We start from the raw sequence: 19,382 nt of genomic DNA, 5'->3' as shown, positions 1-19,382 counted from the left end.
TACCTCACCTACCCTAGGGAATCTTCTCATAAACCTTCAATAATAACCAAAAACATATCCCGAATTGTTCTTTTAAGACCATATTTGAGCGAAGTTTCAGATTTTAAGTTGAAAGCTCTCGCTATTGTCTATGCCTATCCATGTTAATTAATCATGTATTTCTCCTTCATTATATTGTTAGTTATATTAAACCATCAATAGAAGCACGTTAGTATCATCATATTTTTAATTGTTTCACAGATTGTTAAGAATTTATTAAATAGTGCCACAGTAGAACCTTAATAACTGATTTTTTTGAAAATACTAATCGATCCGATCGGTATTGACTGGATTGAAATCCGCATTGAGCAGCAGAATGCTATCCCCATTTCTTCTCAATTCAAGTTCCAGTGAATGGATAATCTCGACAAAATAAGACCTGTAGATTGCCTAGGGTAGATGTTCCTCCTCTGGAAAGATTTATTTGACTTTAAGCCAATAGATATTTAAAATTTTAATGTAAAAAAAGATTTATACGGAGTGGGCGTTAAGAAACAAAACTAGGGAATGAGGTTTAAAATGAAGAAAGAGAGTAAACAGACTGTAGTATTGAGCTCGCTGCTGCGAGGGCTCATTGTGGTTATCGGCGGTTTTATTACGGCCTACGGACTTGAAGCCGTATTAATTCCTAACAACGTATCTGATGGGGGAGTAACAGGCCTTAGTATCGTAGGGTCGAAGTTGTTCGGCTTGCCTTTGGGACTTCTTATTGCGATTCTGAACTTACCTTTCATCTATTTAGGGTATAAGCAGATCGGGAAAAGCTTCGCAATCTATTCGGTGATCGGTATTGCTTCACTTGCTGTGGGTACCATCGTCATGCATCATATTACTCCAATTGTAGAAGGAGATACGCTACTCGTCACTGTTGTCGGAGGTATCATCATTGGTTTGGGTATGGGTCTTGCACTTCGTAACGGCGGCGCGTTGGATGGCATAGATATGTTGGCAGTATTGCTCTCCAGAAAGCTCCCTTTCGGTACGAGTGATCTAATCTTATTCCTGAACGTATTCGTATTCATTGTTGTTTCGACCGTATTTGGTTTGCAAGGTGCTATATTATCAGGAATTGCCTATTTTATAGCTTCCAAAGTGATACATATCGTCGAGGAAGGTTTGAGCGGAGCAAAAACGTTCAAAATCATTACCAAACATCCTGAAACCATGATTGACACCATTCGCGATCGCTTGGGTCGCGGTGCTACGTATAGTGTGGTGCAAGGCGGATATACGAATGAGTATTTTAAAGAAATCACATGCGTCATTAACCGGTTGGAGGAGAGGAAGATGAAAGAAATTATTCGTGAAATTGACGAAGATGCTTTCATTATGGTGTATGAGGTTGCAGAAGTAAAAGGCGGAAGCTTTAAGAAGAAGGATATCCACTAAAATCATTCAGTTTCTATTCCGGGATATTTTTATATGTTGGAGAGACGTTATTTGTGAATGTTTTATCCACCAGACTCAAAACACCAAAACCACGCCTAATTTTGGCATGGTTTTGGTGTTTATTTGGGTCAGTAAAGGGAAAAACGAGGTCTTGACTCCGATTGGTACGATAGAATTTATCAAGGGATGTAGTACTTTCAGACTGGAACACATCTGATTCTTGAAATAGTGGTTCCGAACGCTATAAGACTGGTAAAATGATGTAGATGTAAGTAATTACATATTGTTGGAGGGAAGTACATGAAGAAACTTATGATCGAAATTCCTGAGTATTCGCCTGAAGAAGGATTAAAACTTCTATGGAATGAAGATTTTATAATTCATACATCCATAAATAATGACTGTGTGAAAATCGTCGCGAATGAAGCTGGTCTAATATCACTTGCCAATCACTTGCTGAATCTTGCACAAGCAAAAGTTCCGATGGGTGCCCACATTCATTTAGACGTAATGAATTCATTAGAGGATAATTCATGTGAGTTGATATTTGAGAAAAATGTATAAAAGTATATTTATTTCCAGTCCTTATGATTAACCATAATTTATATCTGAGATTAATCCATAATTCACTGTAAGGAGACGATGTAATCGAATCATCCATTCTACAGATAGTCGACCAACAAGCAGTAAGCGAGCAAATCGAACAAACGAAAGATGAGCATGACGAGGGAATTCTTGACTTGAGCCATCAAATATCCATTTGAGCAACACAAAGACGATCATCGCAGAGAATAATTGGCCATAGACGGCGTTTTCAGTCGTACCAAATAACGTTGGAATGTTTAAATGTTGTTTAATCCAACGAAAAAAATTCTATTTTGCCAGCGGGCTTTATAGATCAGAGCGATTTTCTCAGCTGTAACGCCTAACAAATCAGTCACGACGCGAACTTCTCCCCCTCAAAATCACGAAAAATGATCACGCGGTGACGATGCTTAGAACGACACTGCGGCGTTCCCAACTGGCAAGTGATATTTCGAATGACTTGAAAATCTGCAAGGACTTGACGCTTTAGCGCATAGGGTTTTTCGAAATGGACATTGTCACGAAGCCGGATGACATAGGATTGACCCTCTTGTTTGTAGCGATCCAGGCGTTTCAATTTGTCGTAAGCTCGGTCCATTACCATAATAAAGTTGGGGTTTTCCAAGGATTCGCATAAAGGGCCATCATGCCTTGCACCAATGCTTTCCGTAACGCTAAACGGCTGTCCGTTTTGAGCCCATAATGCGAAATGCAGTTTAACTGCCGCCTTTTCACCGTGGTAAGGTGCCCAGGGTAAGCGAGTTTTTCCCACTGTGATAGTTGTTGAGTCAATAAGCAATCATTCTTTTGGGAAGACCAGCTTGCGCCTCGTTTCAAGATTATATTTGCGAACAAGTAGCTGAAATAGCTCCTTAAATACAGCGAACGGTACATCAGCTGCTTTTCCGGAAAAACAAGAATAGTGAACGGGAGACAGGCCACTAGAAGCAGCGTGATCCGGGGCGAAACGATAGCCCGGCCATTCCTCACTGGCTGCGGCAACCCAATAGTGAAGCAACTGATAAAGGGTGAATTTTCGCGCCGTATCGACATAGCCAACCGTCTTCACTATGGTTTCGACTTCTTCGGGCGTAAGGACAGTTTGAAGAATGGGGAGAATCGTGTTAGACTTTTTCATGGAGTCGTAACCTTCCGATCTGTTTGTAGGGGTACAAACATTTTACCGGGTTGACGGCATTTTTTCTACCATCTAGTGGTTAATCAACAGGCCTGTTAATATAACTGTATATAATACGGTTTGAATTTTCAATATTGCTCCACTTGAAACTACTATTTCATTAATATTAAAAAAGCGACCATTTTATGATCGCTTCGCCTTACTATCTATTGACTTAACAATCTAATCTTCTGTTGATTAAATTCCTCATGTGTCATTAATCCATCTCTTACCAACATGGAAAGCTTCGTCAATTCATCGGCAACCGAATTTCCCTTTGAATTATTACTGGGATCTGAACGTTCGGCATCATCAACTTGTTTAATTAAAAATGATAATATGTTATGCCAATGAGTTACTTTGCTTTCAGCATCTTTAAAGGATAAATTATCTTTTTGGGCTCCTTTTGGAAAGCTTCCAAAAGTAATTGTATGAAAAGATTTTGCTATGTCGTTTACAACTATCTGCAATAGAATTTTTTTAACTTGGTTTTCAGTTGTTCTCGCAGCACTCAAACCACCAATAATTGCTCCGGTTTTTCCAGCCAAAAATCCACCTAATAAGGATCTTCCAATAGTAGTCATACTTGATGCAGTGCTTACTGTGTTGCCGTCTAAAATGATTGATGATTGTAAAACATTCGCATACGAGTAAACAGCACATTTATAACTAAATAGATTATCGACAATAACAGTACTTGTATTAATTTCCTGATTATAAACAAAAGCCACCCTTTTGCTAGTTTCATCAATAGCAATATAGTTTTCTCTGTCATTGGATACATAATCTTGTGAAACATTAAAATTCCCAATATCATTGATCATATCTTTAATTTGAGTATCTAGTTTTTTGTTTAAAAGAATTCCTGCTTTTATCAAACTTACAAGAGAAACTACAAGAAAAATCAATGTACCGAAAAGACCGATTAAAAAAACAATAAGATTCGTCAATATAACTCCTAAGACCAATATTCCAGTAAATATCATCATAAGAATTGTAGATGGATTTTTATAACTGATAGTAAACTCCCCTTAACTTTTTAGGCATATTATACCTTAAAGACGACAATTTGTCTTATGAAAACAGTATTTTAAGGCACCGTAGAAAACAAAAACCGCTTATTAGGTGGTTTCCATTTGCTTATTAGATTTTATTTTAAATATCTGAAACTTAGCAACTATTATATATGCTAAGTGACCGATAACACAGCCAGTTATATTCAAAATAACATCATCCACATCTGCAATACCCAGATAAGTTACGAATTGAATTATCTCTATTGCAATAATAATAAATAGGGAAATTAAGAACTTTTTTAAGAATGATGGCTTACGCATTATGAGCGATATTAAAAGATCCATTGGACTAAAAGCAATTACGTTAAAACACAACAAAATAATTGCATTTGTATCTGATTACTCTAGAAAGCTCTTAAGAGATAAGTATATCGTTTTAAAAGGTTCGAAATTATAATTCCATTATCCGTCACTCCTATTGATTTTGACAAAACCAATTCTTCTTTCAATCTCACCAAAGCTACCAAAAAACTTTAATGTTACAAAATTGAACAACAATAGTTTGTGTATTCCAAATTATCATTATAAGCGCTAATTTTTTATTTGAAGATGAATCAATCGAATTCAAAAAGGAATGCCGGCGTTACGAGGAAACACAATTGATAAAGAAGCTGATGGAGCTTTAGTTCTATCGTCTTTTTTTGCCCATATTCCGTAATATAAGATTCAAATAGCTCATCCCTAACCTGAGAACCTCACAATTCAGTTACACCGTCATATTGACAGCGATCCCAAAAGGTTCGTATGATGAAGATACCATTTACTGTTAGCCTCTATCTATAATTACGATTCCGTCAATTACATGCTGCCATGTAGGATTGGAGGGAAATGACGTTCATTGCATCTAGAGAAACTCCTCAATTAAATCATCCAGATCGACCCTCATTGAACGGCTAATGACTACACGACCCACATACATTTCACACACCTACAAGTAGAACCGATCCGCATTCTAGTACAGAGAATGAAGCGCCAAAAGATTCAGATAATCAATCATCTCACACAACTAATTCGTTACTATTAAAACGATATAGGAGATAGAACTAATGCGGATATCCGAATCAAGTAAAGAAAAGGTAACGTATTCATTTGTCGATAATCAAATAAAAATTAAACATGCTTTGCTGGCAGGTCCTTTTGTTAGTCCACCTGACAATGACATACTAAACCATCAACTATCGCATTTGTTTATGGATGGCGATTGCGTAATAGACGATGGAGGAGTGGTATTGCTTGCCGATGGTACACCGCTTCCGATCGCTTATTATGACACGCTGGACGATGATGGCGAGCTTAATATACTGTCCTTAGGTTTGAAAAGTAATAAGGAACGTATTCTTATCCTCTTTACGATCTACTGTGAAGAACCCAAAAGTGTATTACTCCAAAAAATAATGAATTACTGCAAGATATGGATTGATGATCAACTGCTCCTTCAGGGCGACAATTATGATGGAAGAGGCGAGATCATCTTCCCCTTAGCAATGGGGGAGCATACGGTTATGCTTGAGTACAATTCGATATTTAATAAAGGATTGGTCCTTTATGATCTGCCTTTCGATGAGATATCGATCCATGCGCAGATGAATTGGCTCAGGGAGTATGCGGAGAATTCGCTAATGAATAAGGTGGATATTGTCCAGACTCGCGCAGACCGAAGGGAAGAGGCAGTCCACGAATTCATGGTGTTACCGAAAGATTATATCCATCTTTCAGCTAAGGATAGAATCACCGTACATATGTATGACGGCAACGAAAATAGCATAAACCATTTTACAACAGGTATGCTTGAGCGAGTCCGTTTGGATTTAGTCGAGTATCGAAAGTCTTATCCGGATAGTCCATTTCTCAAGCTTGTAGTCCAATACGATACGGGATCGGGAAAACGAGAAGAGACCAGTTATGTGCTCGTGAATGACTGGCGCATCAAGCTGAACGGGCTCCTGCAAACCTATCAACATGAAACCAAATATTTGAATTTGGGATTAGAGGACAAAATTAATTTCGAATACAGGTATAAGGAAGTTTGTGAATTATTGTCTGACAACATAGCCTATGCAGAAGATTTGAGAGAGATCATTGATGAAGTGGAGATACTGTCTAAACTATTAGACGTTTATCGCACTGGGGGAAGGTGGAACGATTTTCTATTCCAATGCAGGGATGTTGTGAATGTCTATTACCATTCCCAAATCGACAGCTCTGTTGAGAAATACACGATAGCACTGCCCCATTCATATGACCAAAATAAAGCATATCCGGTATTGTTTCATTTGCCTATACGCAGATACGCCCAACCCTTTGTATACAACCCGATCAAACAAATGCTCACAAGCGGAGATGAGTTTATATTCGTTGTTCCGAGCGGCAGAGGCGTAACGTTAGGCAGTTATATTGGTGAAGCTTCGTTTCTAGAAGTATACCAATTAATCATGTGTAAAATGAACATAAACTTAACTCGCATTTATATGTATGGCAATTCGAATGGAGCTTATGCCACATGGGCTATTGCACAAGCAAATCCTCATCTCTTCACGGCCATATTAGTCGACGGGGGTTCTCCATATCGACCAAATTTAGCCAATGTATCTCATATGGAAGTTATTCACTTATGTGGTACGGCAGATCATCCTCATATTGAGCATTTTCATCAGATCGCGTCACTAACATCATATAGCAAGGAGCACTATACAGGCATTTTATTAGCGGATCTTAATCATTTTGATGCAGAGTTTTATACGCTATGCCCGTCAGTATTGAAGCTATTGCTTAGTAAGAGCATGGATTGTTCAACGATGCGCATTCAGTTCAGGACGGAAAGACAGAGACATAATCAGACACGCTACATCACGCTGAATGAAATATCAAAAGAATGTGAGTATGCCGAGCTAACCCTTGATAAAAACGATATACAGTTTTCGGTTGAATTAACACATGTGAATCGTTTTACTATTGCATTTGATGATGAATGGTTTAAGTATATTCATATTAATGAGAAGCCGTTCGACGTAGGAGATTATGGTTTTACTTCATCACTTACGTTCCAGCTGGTAAATGATACGTTTGAATTAATCAATACCGACAAGCTGGAGAACCGCTATTCATGCCAAGGTATGGGACTGCTGGACATTTATCTAGAGGACTTCCAAACCTTTGTACCGCTATTAGAGGATCATACTCAGGGCGTTATTGAAAAAACAGCCAATGCTTTTTTGAAACCGGTTACGAATACATGGCGGCCAGAGATCCATGTGAACTATCAGAAGTATTATTATAAAGATTTGAAGCTAGAGAGCCTAAGATTGCATACGTTGCTATTTTGTGATCATCGGAATGAAGAGCTCACTATTCGGTTGCGAGCGCTATGCGGTTTGTATTTTGATCCATATGGCTATCAGTTGTCATCTGGCGAATATATCGAGGGATCTTATATCTTGGTGGTTATGACTAGACAAATGCTGGATCCGAGCAAGAAGCTCATGTTTTTGTATACCAATGATTACGAGCTTTTGGATAATAGCTTTCTAAGCGGGAGCCTTATGCTGAATGGCTATGTAAATGGTCGAAACAAATATTTGAACAAGCAGGTTTTACTGTATTCAGAGAATGGCGTAAAGAGTTTTGACATTGACAATGAGGAGAGATCTAATGAGCGACCAAGCTATGTTTGAGAAGCTAGAGAAAATCATTAATGGCTATAACGAAAATGGTGAAACGGATTTGGACCAGGTACTTCAATCCATTGATTCTCTTGATTTTGTTGCCCTTTCTATCGATATAGAAGCTGCTTTCCGAATCAAATTTGATTTCAGTAAGGTGCATCAAAAGGATCTGAATTCTCTGGATAAGCTGAGCTCGTTCATCAGAGAAAGAACGTCAGCATAAAGATTGCGAAGGGGAGACGATTCATGTGATTACATGTCGGATTAGTCATGTCGAGTATTTTGTTCCGAATCATAAGGAGTTTAATGACCCTAATAATCCGTTGACGAATAAAATTGGCATTCTATCTCGAAACATTGCATTGAAGGAACAATATGCGTCAGATCTTGCTTTCGAGGCGGTAGCGAAGCTGTTCAATCAGGGAGTGAACAAGGAGGAGATCGATTTTTTCCTCTATTGCACACAGTCTCCCGATTACATTCTTCCTTCTACGGCCTGCATTCTTCATGAAAGATTGGGTCTGCCTTCCGAGTGTGGTGTTATGGAATTTAATCATGGCTGCTCAGGCTATATTTACGGGTTGTTTATGGCGAAAAGTCTGATAGGGTCAGGCGAAGCCAAGAAGGTGCTTTTAGTAACCTCAGATACCTACAGTAAATACATTAATGAAAAAGATAACAGTGTAAAGCCCATATTCGGTGACGCTGCTGCAGCGACTCTAATTGTTGGGGATGAGGGGAATCATCGCGATGGTCAGGGGATCGGCAAATTTCATTTTGAAACGGATGGAAGAGGCGGGAAAAATTTAATAATTCCTTCCGGTGGATTGCGACATCCGATAGGACCGGAATCGTGGGTCGAGCATGAGGATGAAAGAAATCATATTCGCACGGATGCGAATCTTTATATGAACGGTCCGGAAATTTTCAAATATGCATATGAAGAAATTCCAAAAGCGGTCGATCGCCTGCTAACGAAGCAAAATCAATCGCTGCAGGATTATGATTATTTTATATTCCACCAAGCTAATTTATATATGATTGATAAAATACGTCATCGTCTTCAAATTCCTAAGGATAAATTTTCGGTACAGCTGAGCGATTTAGGCAATACGGTGTCTTCAAGTATTCCGATTGCTTTAAAACGGGATTTGTCAGAAGGACGTATAAAGGATCATCAAAACATACTATTGGTTGGGTTCGGAGTGGGCTATTCTTTGGGAGCATGCTCCATTCAATGGTAATGAATAAACCGTACACGGCCTGTTGGCTATGTACGGTTTATTTTTATCATACAAATGGAACCTGAGCCCTTTAACGACCTACAAATGATATTTCCTTATTAAATAAGTGGGCGTACAGCTCCATGCATGGCAATAGCTATTGATCATTGGATTGCCATAAGGAGAGAAGGATTTATTCGTGGGATCGTATAGCTCCCAGAACGTATCAGCTCCATCGTTGATCATTTCACCCCAGTAGCCTTTCATTTGATCGATGGCGACTTCTTTATCACCTGAAAGAATAAGCGCCTCAACTAAATGGTGGTACAGGTAAGGAGTGGTGACACCTACAGCAGGTTTCACTTCCAACAAGTGATTAAGCAGCTCTTTATTTCTCTGAGGCTCCCATACCTCCGCGAGAACCATCCAGATTTGGCTGGCCCAAGAGACTTGACGGTCTGCACCACTTATGAAGAAGCCTAATGCTTCATCCCATAAATGCTCTTTAGCCGAATCTACAATCAAATCGAGCTGCTGCTTCAACCTTAATACAGTATCACTGCCAACTATCTCGGCTATTTGTATCGCTCTGCGCAGAGCGTAGATCAACACGCCTTGCGTTGATGCTTGCTTGTTCAATTCCTGATTCCAATCGATGAAGGAATACCATGTATTTGAATCACGAACGAGATGTCTTTCATCCAAATAGTCAAAGGCGATCTCGATTTGTCTAAGTGCTGATGGCCAAAGCTCCGTCAAGGTTTCTAGATCCTGCGTGGCAGCATAGTAGTCGTACAAGGTGTTGACAAACAAAATCGAATAGTCGAGAAGGTACGTATCATCAGCGATTAGATCCGCAAACGTAAACACGTTGGCCGTAATTTGTCCTTTGTCATTAGGGAGACCGGCGAACAAATATAGATTGCGTTTCACTAGTTCGTTATTTTTGAAGGTCTCATAGTTCGCCAAGGCTTGAAGCCGAAGATCCCCTAGCCATAGTCTGCGGTCTCGCTTAGGACCATCCTCGAAGACGATTTGCATGCAGTCCTGCAAGGTTTTGATACTGACCTCATCCATTTTCTGAATAAGCTCATCTGAATGCTCTAATGGTGTGACCTTGCTGATATCAGCAGAAGTAACCGTGCGGCATACGATTTTGTCGAAGGAGACACGGTATTTCTGGGAAGCTGCGATCACCTCAAACTTTACATAGCGGAAGCTGTAACGACGAGGCAGAGAGATAACCCCAGGCAGTACATCGACATAGAACACTGCTTCTTGCAGCCAAGAGCTGCTGATCCAGCCTTCATAAGAGCTGAAGGGTTCAGCCATCTCGATCGGCATTTCACCGAAGGTAATTCTAAGATGTAGAGGCGCATCCGGCGGGCTTCCGACTGGACGGATGTGAATGTCATCCAGATATCCGACAAGATGTGTGCCAAAGTCCAAAATAAATTGATCACCCTTGCCAAAGCTTTTCACACTTAGTCCTTCAGCAGATTCCAAAATATTCGCTCTCCATCCATGTACGACAGAGGCATCCGATACTACATCTATAAGATGGACCGGATGGACTTCTGTACGAATGAGCTCCGGTTTTAGCTGTTCCGCTTTTGCAATAAAATCATCATTTCTAATAATCGTATGATCCTTCATAACTTGGATGTTGGCCACGTATATTGCCCCTCTCAGTAAATGATCTCCTATTCATTTAAATGTTTTCTGACTCATTCATCAATGATGCTAGTACAGAAAAAACTATTCATTTTACAGTTTTCGCATCTTTTCCGTTCTGTAACAACGCGAAAATAATCGAATATTAAAGTAAGCCTATTTTTTCATTCGTTTTGATTGCTTCCTTGGAAATTTAGCAAAGAAAGCGCACCTAAAATTCTGCAACTATAGCTGTAATTTAACGCCTTATATTACGGAATTCAATGCCATACAATAGAGACATTCAGTTACTGGCTTGGAGGAATAACATAATGGAGGCACAGCACATGGAGTCGAATTCAAGTATTCACGCACCAAGCTCTTTTCCAAAAAAAAGGGGAAATAAACTTCTGAGAAAGCTTGTGAATCAGCGTTATTTGCAAGCAATGGCGTTACTCGGAGTAGCTTGGATGGTCATATTTAATTATATTCCTATTTATGGGATTATTATTGCCTTTAAAGAATTCAACATTATTAAGCCGATCTCGGAGGCGCCGTGGGTTGGCATGGATCATTTCAAAGCTTTTTTGGAAGATGACAATTTGAAGTATGTCATTAGGAACACATTGGGTATGAGTTTTCTTAAGCTTCTAATTGGCTTTCCGCTTCCCATTCTGTTCGCCTTATTTCTAAATGAAATTCGGTCGATACGCTTCAAACGATCTATTCAAACGATCTCCTACTTACCTCACTTTTTATCATGGGTCATTCTAGGCGGCATTATGACGACTTGGCTGGCAGATGTGGGGATTATCAATGATGTGCTCCTATGGCTTCATATCATAAACGAGCCAATCGTATTTTTGGCTGAGCCTAGCTATTTCTGGGGACTTGCTATTATCTCGGATATTTGGAAGGAGCTTGGGTGGTCGGCGATTATCTATTTGGCGGCGATTGCTGGGATTTCACCCGAGCTTTATGAAGCGGCAACGATTGACGGTGCCGGAAGATTTCAAAAAATGTTTTATTTGACGCTGCCATCCATTAAAGGAACGATATCTATTCTGTTCATTCTGGCAGTCAGTGGAGTGCTGAACTCGAACTTTGATCAGATCATGGTACTTAAAAATCAACTTAACGAGTCTACCAGTAATGTAATCGATGTTTATGTTTATCAGGTCGGTCTTCAGCAGGCCCGTTATTCCTATTCGACGGCAGTTGGATTGATCAAATCTATTATTGCTCTAATTTTACTGTTGACTGCCAATTTTGTATCTAAACGCCTAAACAATACATCCTTATTCTAGAGCAGGAGTGTGCAGCATGTTTTCACTAAAGCGAAAAACCTATGGTGAACGAGCTTTCGATTTTATAAATATTTTGCTAATGCTATTTGTATGTTTTGCTACGCTTTATCCGATCTGGTACGTTTTGGTCAATTCGCTTAATGAAGGCACTGATGCGATGCGCGGGGGGATCTACTGGTGGCCCAGACAATTTAGCTTCGGCAATTATAAAGCGGTATTTGATAACTCAGGTATTATGACAGCGATGGGTGTCACGATTGCCAAGACTCTGATCGGTACGATTACACATGTTTTATTTACCGCGATGGTTGCCTATGCCTTATCACATAAGGATTTAATCGGTGGCCGGATTTATCTGCTAATCGGCACGATGACTTTATTTTTCAGCGGAGGACTGATTCCTTCTTTTCTCCTAATTCGGGACTTAGGCCTTTTCGACAGCTTTTGGGTTTATATTATCCCTGCGATGTTTAGTTTCTTTAACTTAATTATATTTATGACTTTTTTTCGAGAAATTCCCGATGCGTTAGAAGAGGCAGCTAAGATTGACGGAGCTAATGACTTTGTTATTTTCGTCAAAATCGTACTTCCGGTATCGATGCCAGTTCTGGCTACTATCGCTTTGTTTCAAGGTGTATTTCAGTGGAATGATTACTTCGCAGGTATGATATTCATTAACAATCCTGATTTGCAGCCTATTCAAACCTACTTGTATCGCATCATTGCGCAATCCAGCTCCAATCAAATGGCAGCCGATGCGGGGATTGTAAACAAGACAGTCACTTCACAATCTATCAAACTAGCAACGATGGTTATTACCACCATGCCGATCGTAGCAGCATATCCGTTCCTGCAGAAATACTTTGTGCAAGGCATGATGATTGGTTCAGTAAAAGGATAACGGTTACATTTCTTGTTTAACGACAAGATGGTAATATATAAATCATTATTGATAAGGGGATTGAAAGATGAGAAGAGCTCGAAAGTACCTAATGGCCGCATTCAGTTTGCTGCTATGTTTCACTATCGTTGCATGTTCATCGAACAACGGAAAGAGCAACAGTAACAGCAATGGTTCAGTCAATGAAAATGCTGAAGCTAGTACAGCAGATCCGAACGAACCGGGTTGGAGAAGTAAAACGGATCCCATAACATTTGACTGGTACATCAATTTCTCATGGTTCGGTGCCAAGTGGGGCGAAGATCTAACAAGCCAATACATTACGAAAAAAACGGGAGTAAGCGTTAATTTCATCGTCCCTCCAGGTAATGAAAATGAAAAGTTGAATACGATGATTGCCTCAGGCGATTTGCCTGACTTTATTACCATTGACGTGTCTAATGATGCTGTCAAAAAAATGATTGAAGGAGAATTGGTACTGCCGCTTAATCAATTGGCTGATCAATACGATCCTTACTTCTATAAGGTTGCCGACCCTGCCAAGCTGGCATGGTTAAAACAGGATGATGGCCATGTATATGGTTATCCTAATGCATCTTCTTCATCCGAGGATTTCAAGAAATATGGTCAGAACTTTACTTCTGCACAAACCTTCCTTGTGAAGAAAGATATGTATGAGGCCATCGGTAGTCCTGATATGAGAACGCCGGAAGGCTTCCTGAATGCATTAAAAGCAGCGAAGGAGAAGTTTCCCGAAGTGAATGGACAACCTCTTATTCCACTTGGGCTCCAAGAGTTTACTGATGTTGGGAACAACGCGCTCGGTGATCATCTCATGAACTTCCTTGCTTTGCCGAGAGAAAAGGATGGTAAGGTTTATGATCGTACGACTGATCCTGATTATGTTGCTTGGCTCAAAACTTTCCGAGAAGCAAATGAACTAGGTCTCTTATCCAAAGATATTTTCATCGATAAACGCCCTCAAATGGAAGAAAAAATCGCACAGGGACGCTATTTCGCTATGATTTACCAGCGTACTGACATGTCAGCGCAAAATGCAACATTGTATCAGCAAGACCCTAATAGTGTATATATTGCGGTAGACGGACCGGCAAACACGAATTTGGATCAGCCGACGCTCTCTGGCCCTGGAATTGGCGGCTGGACGTTAACGATGATTTCCAAAAAGGTGAAGGATAAAGAAAGAGCTATGCAATTCTTGTCTTATATGGTTAGTGAAGAAGGGCAAAAAGACGCTTCTTTGGGAGAGAAGGGCGTAACCTATGACTCCATCGATGGTAAAGATCAATTGAAGCCTGAAGTTGTGGAGCTAATGAATAAAGACGGTGCTGCATCAGGAAAAAAATATGGTGTCAGTTATCAATATTGGATGCTGATGGACACGAATATGAGAATGCAGTGGGATCCGCCAGCAGCCGAGCCAGGCAAACAGGTTGAGGATTGGACGAAAGGGAAAACAGTAAGCTTCAGTTTATATGATGGGATTAATCCGACAGGAACCTCAGAAGAGGGAATCATTGCAAATAAAGTGAATCAACAATGGGGCAAGGTGCTTCCGAAGCTAATGTTCGCAAAGCTGGATAATGAATTTGATAAAATTTTTGCTGACTATCTCGAATTCCGAAAGGATGCCGGATACGAAAAAGTAGAAGCTTATCAAAATGCACAGATTGAAAAAAATAAAAAGAAAATGGAAGAATTGAACCAGTAACGGGTAGTGGAGAAGTGGAGAGTGCCGGAAACCATCAGGTTTCCGGCTGCTTCATGTTATGATATTGGCATGACGATGGAAGGTGGCATAGAACCATGAAGCGGTTATTTACCTTATTAGATAGGCTAAAACATGCATTTGACAGCCTGTCCATACAAACAAAGCTGATTGGAGCATATATTCTTGTTTTCCTCGTTCCCGTCATTGTTCTCTCGAACTATTTGTTTAATGAATTTTATGAAACTACGATTAAAGACATCATAAAAGAAAACCATTTCGTGATGGAAAGTGAAATACAGGAAATGACGAACAAAATGGATATCATGGAAAGAACGGCTCAGCTAACGGTTTCTGATGACAAACTGCTTGATTATGCGAGTACCGATAGAGATTTGCCTGTCTCAGAATTAATGGAGTTCGAATCAACTTCTTATTCCTATCTTCAAAGAGTGTTATTCAATAACCCAGATATTGCCAATATTCATTTTTTCGTAAGCAATCAATATGTGAATGAAATATGGCCAGTCATTTATAAAGAGGCAAGGGTGAAAGAAAGGTCTTGGTACAAAGAGGCTTTTGAGGATAAGGAAAGTGTGATCTGGAAAATATTAATGAACGAAAAGGATGTTTTAGATCGCAACCCGGTGGAGAGTAAGCAAACCAATTCTTATGTATCATTTATTAGAAAAATCAATTACCCGTCTAACCGCTATTTGGGAATTATTAAAGTAGATATGCAAATTGAGGATTTTTTCAGCAGAGCGTATAGCAATATTTTGGACAGGCAATCGTTGTTTTTTATATTAGATAAGCATAACGATCAATATACGAACATGACAACTACGTTTTCAGAATCTACACAGAATAAGATGCTAGCGGAGATCAGAGCACAACAAACGAGCGGAAACACGTCCTTTCTGTTCTCGGACGAGGGGTCAGAGTATTTATGTGTAATTGGGCACATTGATAAACTTAATGTTGATATGGTTAATGTTATTTCTCTGCAAGCTACTTACTCGAAAGTAGATCACACTAGAAACACGGTCATACTCGTTGTCGCAGTCCTGCTTATCCTTCTGGCGATTACCACGTTTTTTATGCAATCTATTGTATTGAAGAAGCTGCATATTTTACGCGACTCTATGAAAAAAGTTCGAAAAGGTAACTTCAATGTAGATATTCAGGTCAAGGGTGGGGATGAAGTTGGAGAGTTAGCCCATCATTTCAGACAAATGCTGAAAAAAATAAATGAACTGATTGTGGAAGCAGTTGATCGGAGTGCAGCTACAAAAGAAGCAGAGTTACAATCGTTGCGCAACCAGATTGATGCTCATTTTCTGTATAACACACTGGAAAATTTAAAAATGCTTGCAGAAATCGAGAGTCAATATACGATCTCGGATGCCTTGACCTCGCTCGGAAGTATTATGAGATACAATCTGAGATGGACCAATGACCGCGTACAATTGCGACACGAAATTCAGCATATCGAGCATTATATCTCCATCATGAATATTCGTTATGACGATAAGTTGATGCTTGATATTGAAATACCTGACTTGTATATGGATCATGAAATATTGAAAATGTCCTTGCAGCCCATCGTAGAAAATGCGGTAAAGCATGGCATATATACGGACCTAATGAAAAAGGACATGTTAAGAATACACATTCATGCGTTCATTCTCGAAGAGTCATTTTATGTGGAAGTGACCGATAACGGAATCGGGGTATCAGCGGATAAGCTTCGTAATCTTCGTGAAAAGCTGGTCATAAATGATGAGGAGTTTAAAGCTGCGATTCCAGAAGATCATATGACGAAGCAGGGGAGTAGCGGCATTGGACTTCGAAATGTAAATCAGCGAATCCAAATGTATTATGGTTATGAAAACGGTTTGCGAATCGAGAGCGAGCAAGGGGAATATACCAAAGTGAAGGTTAAGATGCCCTTATGAAAAAGTAGAAGGGAACGGTTTCATGAGAAAACTACTGATTGTGGATGATGAAAAAAACATACGGCTCGGTTTAAAAGCGATGATCGAGAGGGAGTTTAAAAACGAGTATGAAATATACGTAGCTTCCAATGGTCCAGAAGCACTGCATATAATTGAAACGATGAATATAGAAATTCTGATAACAGATATCTTTATGCCGGAGATGGACGGGCTTCAGCTCATTACATTACTTCAGGATAAACCGAACAAGCCCGTTATTGTTATCGTTAGTGGCTATGATGATTTTTCATATGCTAAAGCAGCTATTCATTATGATGTGAAGGAATATTTATTGAAGCCGGTCGTTCGTGAAGAACTAAGTCTTACTATTAAACGCATTGAAGAAGACTTGGTGCGTAGAGAAAAAGTGTCAGAAGTGCTATCTGCTTCGGCGCAGCAGTTGGAAGCGCATAAGGAAAGTCAGATGTATTTTTATTCAACAAACCTGTTATTGGAAGCAGAGGAAGTGCGGAATAAGTTGTCTGCTATAGGTCTCCATTGGCTCGACTCTGGCTTTCGAGTCCTGATCATCAAGTATGCAGGAGATTTGCAGAAAATTGGAGCTGGTGTGTTCAAAGCGCAAGTGGATGGTCTGCTGGAGAAAGTGAAGCCAGCATTGACGTTCCAAATCACTCGTTTTTTTGATCGCAGCGGCCGAGCGGTCATTCTGACAGAAGGAGACTTATCATTCAAGGACCTAGCAGCTCAGATCCCACTCTCCGAATATGATTATATGTTAGCAGTGAGTGGTTTTCATATTAGGATAGAAAGCTTTCCTATTGCGTATGAGGAAGCTGCCCAAGCGTTGAAATATACATTCCTTCGATCAACTCCTGGAATAGAGTGGTATGAGAACATTAAGGAACGAAGCTGTGATTTCGACGTCCCCGTCGATCAGATAAAAATGATCGCAAATATGCTGGGCGCGGGTCGGGAGAAGGAGCTGATTAAGCTTCTGCAAGAAGTGCTGGACATTAATAAAGTGCTCACCTTGGATATCCAGTTTACTGAAGAGATCAGTAAAAATCTGAATGAATTAGTATTTGATTATGTCTTTCATCTATATGGCAAAGAATCGGTCGATATTTTGAAACGTTACAAAGCAGTGGGGGATATGTATAATTTCGCATATTTTCAAGATTACTATCGCGAAGTGGAAGGTCTCATCATGCTCGTCAATGAGTATATTAAAACACTTAAATCCGCTAAAATAGACAATAAGGAAATAAAAGATGCCTTACAATATATTCATGAAAACTATAATAAAAACATCAATATGACGATCATTTCCAACATGGTTTCTTTCAATTACTATTATTTCAGCCAAGCGTTTCGAGACTTTACAGGTGAAAATTTCGTCAACTACATTAAGAAATATCGGATTGGTAAAGCGAAACAGTTACTGGAAACAACGAATGATAAAATTTATGAAATCGCAGCAAATGTCGGCTTTGAGAATACTAAAAATTTCAATCGGGTATTTAAGGATATCGTTGGTGTTAGTCCTATGGAATATCGTAACCAGAAGGAAATATTGATGGGAGATGTAAAAAAAACGTAAAAATGGAGGGTTATTTCATTGGATCATTTCCAATTGGATCAGTATTTGCGGCAGCTTGATTCCATTGAGCAAATTCAGGTAATTACTCGCTCCAACGTCAATGAATTTGATGGAAAAGAGCTGAAAGCAGAGAACAGTAGTACGGTTCCCCGCATGAAAGAGGAATATTTTTTTGATCAAGGACCGATTTTCATTAGCAAGCATCATCGCTTTGCTCCGATGCCATTGCATAACCATACCTTTCTCGAGTTGAATTATATGTTTTCGGGACAATGTAAGCAGGAGATCAATGGGAATTTGGTTCAAATCAGCCAAGGCCAAGTATGTATGCTGGATAAGGATGTCCTTCATCGTATTTATCCCCTTGGAGAAAATGATATTCTAATTAATATTATAATTAAAAAGGATTCGCTATTGTCGAGATTACTCAGCAGGTTGAATCGAACCGGAATCGTGTCTAGCTTCTTATCTAACGCCTTATCCGAGAATCAGAGTCATGACCGTTATGTATTGTTTCACTCGGAGAATCGACTTCAACTGCATAATCTCATCAAGGATATGATGTGTGAGTACTTTGATGCGGATGATCTGTCGATGGATATGGTTGGCTACTATATTCCGCTGGTGTTTACCGAACTCATGAGAGTATATCGAACGGATAAAAATTTCGAGCTCAACCATACGAACGGGCAAGGGAGCATCATCGATATTTTGCACTATATCGAACAAAACTTTCGAGATTGCACATTAACGGGGTTAGCTGAGGCCTTTGGATTTAATGCGAATTACCTGGGAAATATGCTGAAGGAACGGACAGGTCAAACCTTTCTAGCTTTGATTCAAACTCAGCGTATGGTGCAAGCTGTTCATTTATTAAAGGATCCGGATAAAAAAATTGATGAGATTGCCTATGAAATCGGATATGAGTCACCAGGTTTTTTCTACAGGAAATTCAAGGATTATTATGGACAAACCCCGAATCGTTACCGTAAATCGATGGAAACTGAGAAGGTGATGAGTTAATTTTTGTGAAACATTGCCTGTGCAATGGGTGCGGCAACGAATGAATATTTCAAAAGAAAA

The 19,382-nt window shown here is 39.6% G+C and carries 16 protein-coding genes; 11 read left to right on the top strand and 5 right to left on the bottom strand.

What is annotated here, in order from left to right; translation table 11 throughout:
* Positions 1-558: 558 nt before the first annotated feature.
* A complete protein-coding gene (locus FGT79_RS08205) occupies positions 559-1,428 on the top strand; it encodes a YitT family protein (RefSeq protein WP_138752205.1) in 870 nt (289 codons plus the stop codon).
* A gap of 300 nt (positions 1,429-1,728) precedes the next feature.
* Positions 1,729-1,992: an Imm32 family immunity protein gene (locus FGT79_RS08200; protein ID WP_138752204.1), complete on the top strand. Its 264-nt coding sequence runs from the start codon at positions 1,729-1,731 to the stop codon at positions 1,990-1,992.
* Between the two features lie 373 nt (positions 1,993-2,365).
* Here FGT79_RS08200 and FGT79_RS32530 read toward each other — a convergent pair whose 3' ends face one another.
* The 4 genes from FGT79_RS32530 to FGT79_RS32525 all read right to left on the bottom strand — a co-directional run bounded on the left by FGT79_RS32530 (position 2,366) and on the right by FGT79_RS32525 (position 4,581).
* Positions 2,366-2,785 (bottom strand): transposase, encoded by a 420-nt coding sequence (locus tag FGT79_RS32530; protein WP_171056125.1) that lies wholly within the window; start codon positions 2,783-2,785, stop codon positions 2,366-2,368.
* 27 nt (positions 2,786-2,812) lie between these two features.
* On the bottom strand, positions 2,813-3,151 hold the full coding sequence (locus FGT79_RS08190; RefSeq protein WP_138752202.1) for a hypothetical protein: 339 nt from the start codon (positions 3,149-3,151) through the stop codon (positions 2,813-2,815).
* Between the two features lie 206 nt (positions 3,152-3,357).
* Complete coding sequence (locus FGT79_RS08185) at positions 3,358-4,140, bottom strand: SHOCT domain-containing protein (RefSeq protein ID WP_138752201.1); 783 nt, start codon at positions 4,138-4,140, stop codon at positions 3,358-3,360.
* A 171-nt stretch (positions 4,141-4,311) separates the two neighbouring features.
* The gene (locus tag FGT79_RS32525) at positions 4,312-4,581 is read right to left on the bottom strand and encodes a VanZ family protein (protein ID WP_425464993.1); all 270 of its coding nucleotides are present in this window, start codon (positions 4,579-4,581) and stop codon (positions 4,312-4,314) included.
* Between the two features lie 731 nt (positions 4,582-5,312).
* On the opposite strand from FGT79_RS32525, the gene FGT79_RS08175 reads away from it, so the two are divergent.
* Genes FGT79_RS08175 through FGT79_RS08165 form a run of 3 tightly spaced genes read left to right on the top strand, consistent with a single transcriptional unit; the run spans position 5,313 to position 9,172 of the window.
* Positions 5,313-7,937, top strand: a complete 2,625-nt coding sequence (locus FGT79_RS08175) for a hypothetical protein (RefSeq protein ID WP_138752199.1) — start codon at positions 5,313-5,315, stop codon at positions 7,935-7,937.
* Positions 7,915-8,151, top strand: coding sequence for a hypothetical protein (locus tag FGT79_RS08170; RefSeq protein ID WP_138752198.1), 237 nt, complete (start codon positions 7,915-7,917; stop codon positions 8,149-8,151). Before FGT79_RS08175 ends, FGT79_RS08170 begins: the two co-directional genes overlap by 23 nt.
* A gap of 25 nt (positions 8,152-8,176) precedes the next feature.
* On the top strand, positions 8,177-9,172 hold the full coding sequence (locus FGT79_RS08165; protein WP_246096215.1) for a ketoacyl-ACP synthase III: 996 nt from the start codon (positions 8,177-8,179) through the stop codon (positions 9,170-9,172).
* 78 nt (positions 9,173-9,250) lie between these two features.
* On the opposite strand, the gene FGT79_RS08160 is transcribed toward FGT79_RS08165, so the two are convergent.
* Positions 9,251-10,825 (bottom strand): alpha-L-rhamnosidase-related protein, encoded by a 1,575-nt coding sequence (locus FGT79_RS08160; RefSeq protein ID WP_246096213.1) that lies wholly within the window; start codon positions 10,823-10,825, stop codon positions 9,251-9,253.
* Between the two features lie 326 nt (positions 10,826-11,151).
* Here FGT79_RS08160 and FGT79_RS08155 point away from each other — a divergent pair, with 326 nt between their 5' ends.
* The 6 genes from FGT79_RS08155 to FGT79_RS08130 all read left to right on the top strand — a co-directional run bounded on the left by FGT79_RS08155 (position 11,152) and on the right by FGT79_RS08130 (position 19,322).
* The gene (locus tag FGT79_RS08155; RefSeq protein WP_138752990.1) at positions 11,152-12,111 is read left to right on the top strand and encodes an ABC transporter permease; all 960 of its coding nucleotides are present in this window, start codon (positions 11,152-11,154) and stop codon (positions 12,109-12,111) included.
* Between the two features lie 16 nt (positions 12,112-12,127).
* Complete coding sequence (locus FGT79_RS08150) at positions 12,128-13,012, top strand: carbohydrate ABC transporter permease (RefSeq protein ID WP_138752197.1); 885 nt, start codon at positions 12,128-12,130, stop codon at positions 13,010-13,012.
* Positions 13,013-13,079: 67 nt separating this feature from the next.
* Entirely contained in the window at positions 13,080-14,744 is a 1,665-nt protein-coding gene (locus tag FGT79_RS08145; protein WP_138752196.1) for an extracellular solute-binding protein, read from the top strand.
* Between the two features lie 95 nt (positions 14,745-14,839).
* Entirely contained in the window at positions 14,840-16,699 is a 1,860-nt protein-coding gene (locus tag FGT79_RS08140; protein ID WP_138752195.1) for a cache domain-containing sensor histidine kinase, read from the top strand.
* A gap of 22 nt (positions 16,700-16,721) precedes the next feature.
* Positions 16,722-18,299 carry a response regulator gene (locus FGT79_RS08135; RefSeq protein WP_138752194.1) on the top strand — a complete coding sequence of 526 codons (1,578 nt, stop codon included), beginning with the start codon at positions 16,722-16,724 and terminating at the stop codon, positions 18,297-18,299.
* 18 nt (positions 18,300-18,317) lie between these two features.
* Positions 18,318-19,322, top strand: coding sequence for an AraC family transcriptional regulator (locus FGT79_RS08130; protein WP_138752193.1), 1,005 nt, complete (start codon positions 18,318-18,320; stop codon positions 19,320-19,322).
* Positions 19,323-19,382: the final 60 nt, after the last annotated feature.

Source organism: Paenibacillus sinopodophylli (genome assembly GCF_005930355.1).
In the GTDB taxonomy this organism is placed as follows: domain Bacteria; phylum Bacillota; class Bacilli; order Paenibacillales; family Paenibacillaceae; genus Pristimantibacillus; species Pristimantibacillus sinopodophylli.
The sequence above is the reverse complement of the archived record's forward strand: the minus strand, read 5'-3'. Positions and strand labels throughout refer to the sequence as shown.

Coding starts and splice junctions, on each gene's coding strand:
- FGT79_RS08205 (WP_138752205.1), top strand. CDS start 559: ATGAAGAAAGAGAGTAAACAGACTGTAGTATTGAGCTCGCTGCTGCGA.
- FGT79_RS08200 (WP_138752204.1), top strand. CDS start 1,729: ATGAAGAAACTTATGATCGAAATTCCTGAGTATTCGCCTGAAGAAGGA.
- FGT79_RS08190 (WP_138752202.1), bottom strand. CDS start 3,151: ATGAAAAAGTCTAACACGATTCTCCCCATTCTTCAAACTGTCCTTACG.
- FGT79_RS08175 (WP_138752199.1), top strand. CDS start 5,313: ATGCGGATATCCGAATCAAGTAAAGAAAAGGTAACGTATTCATTTGTC.
- FGT79_RS08170 (WP_138752198.1), top strand. CDS start 7,915: ATGAGCGACCAAGCTATGTTTGAGAAGCTAGAGAAAATCATTAATGGC.
- FGT79_RS08155 (WP_138752990.1), top strand. CDS start 11,152: ATGGAGTCGAATTCAAGTATTCACGCACCAAGCTCTTTTCCAAAAAAA.
- FGT79_RS08150 (WP_138752197.1), top strand. CDS start 12,128: ATGTTTTCACTAAAGCGAAAAACCTATGGTGAACGAGCTTTCGATTTT.
- FGT79_RS08145 (WP_138752196.1), top strand. CDS start 13,080: ATGAGAAGAGCTCGAAAGTACCTAATGGCCGCATTCAGTTTGCTGCTA.
- FGT79_RS08140 (WP_138752195.1), top strand. CDS start 14,840: ATGAAGCGGTTATTTACCTTATTAGATAGGCTAAAACATGCATTTGAC.
- FGT79_RS08135 (WP_138752194.1), top strand. CDS start 16,722: ATGAGAAAACTACTGATTGTGGATGATGAAAAAAACATACGGCTCGGT.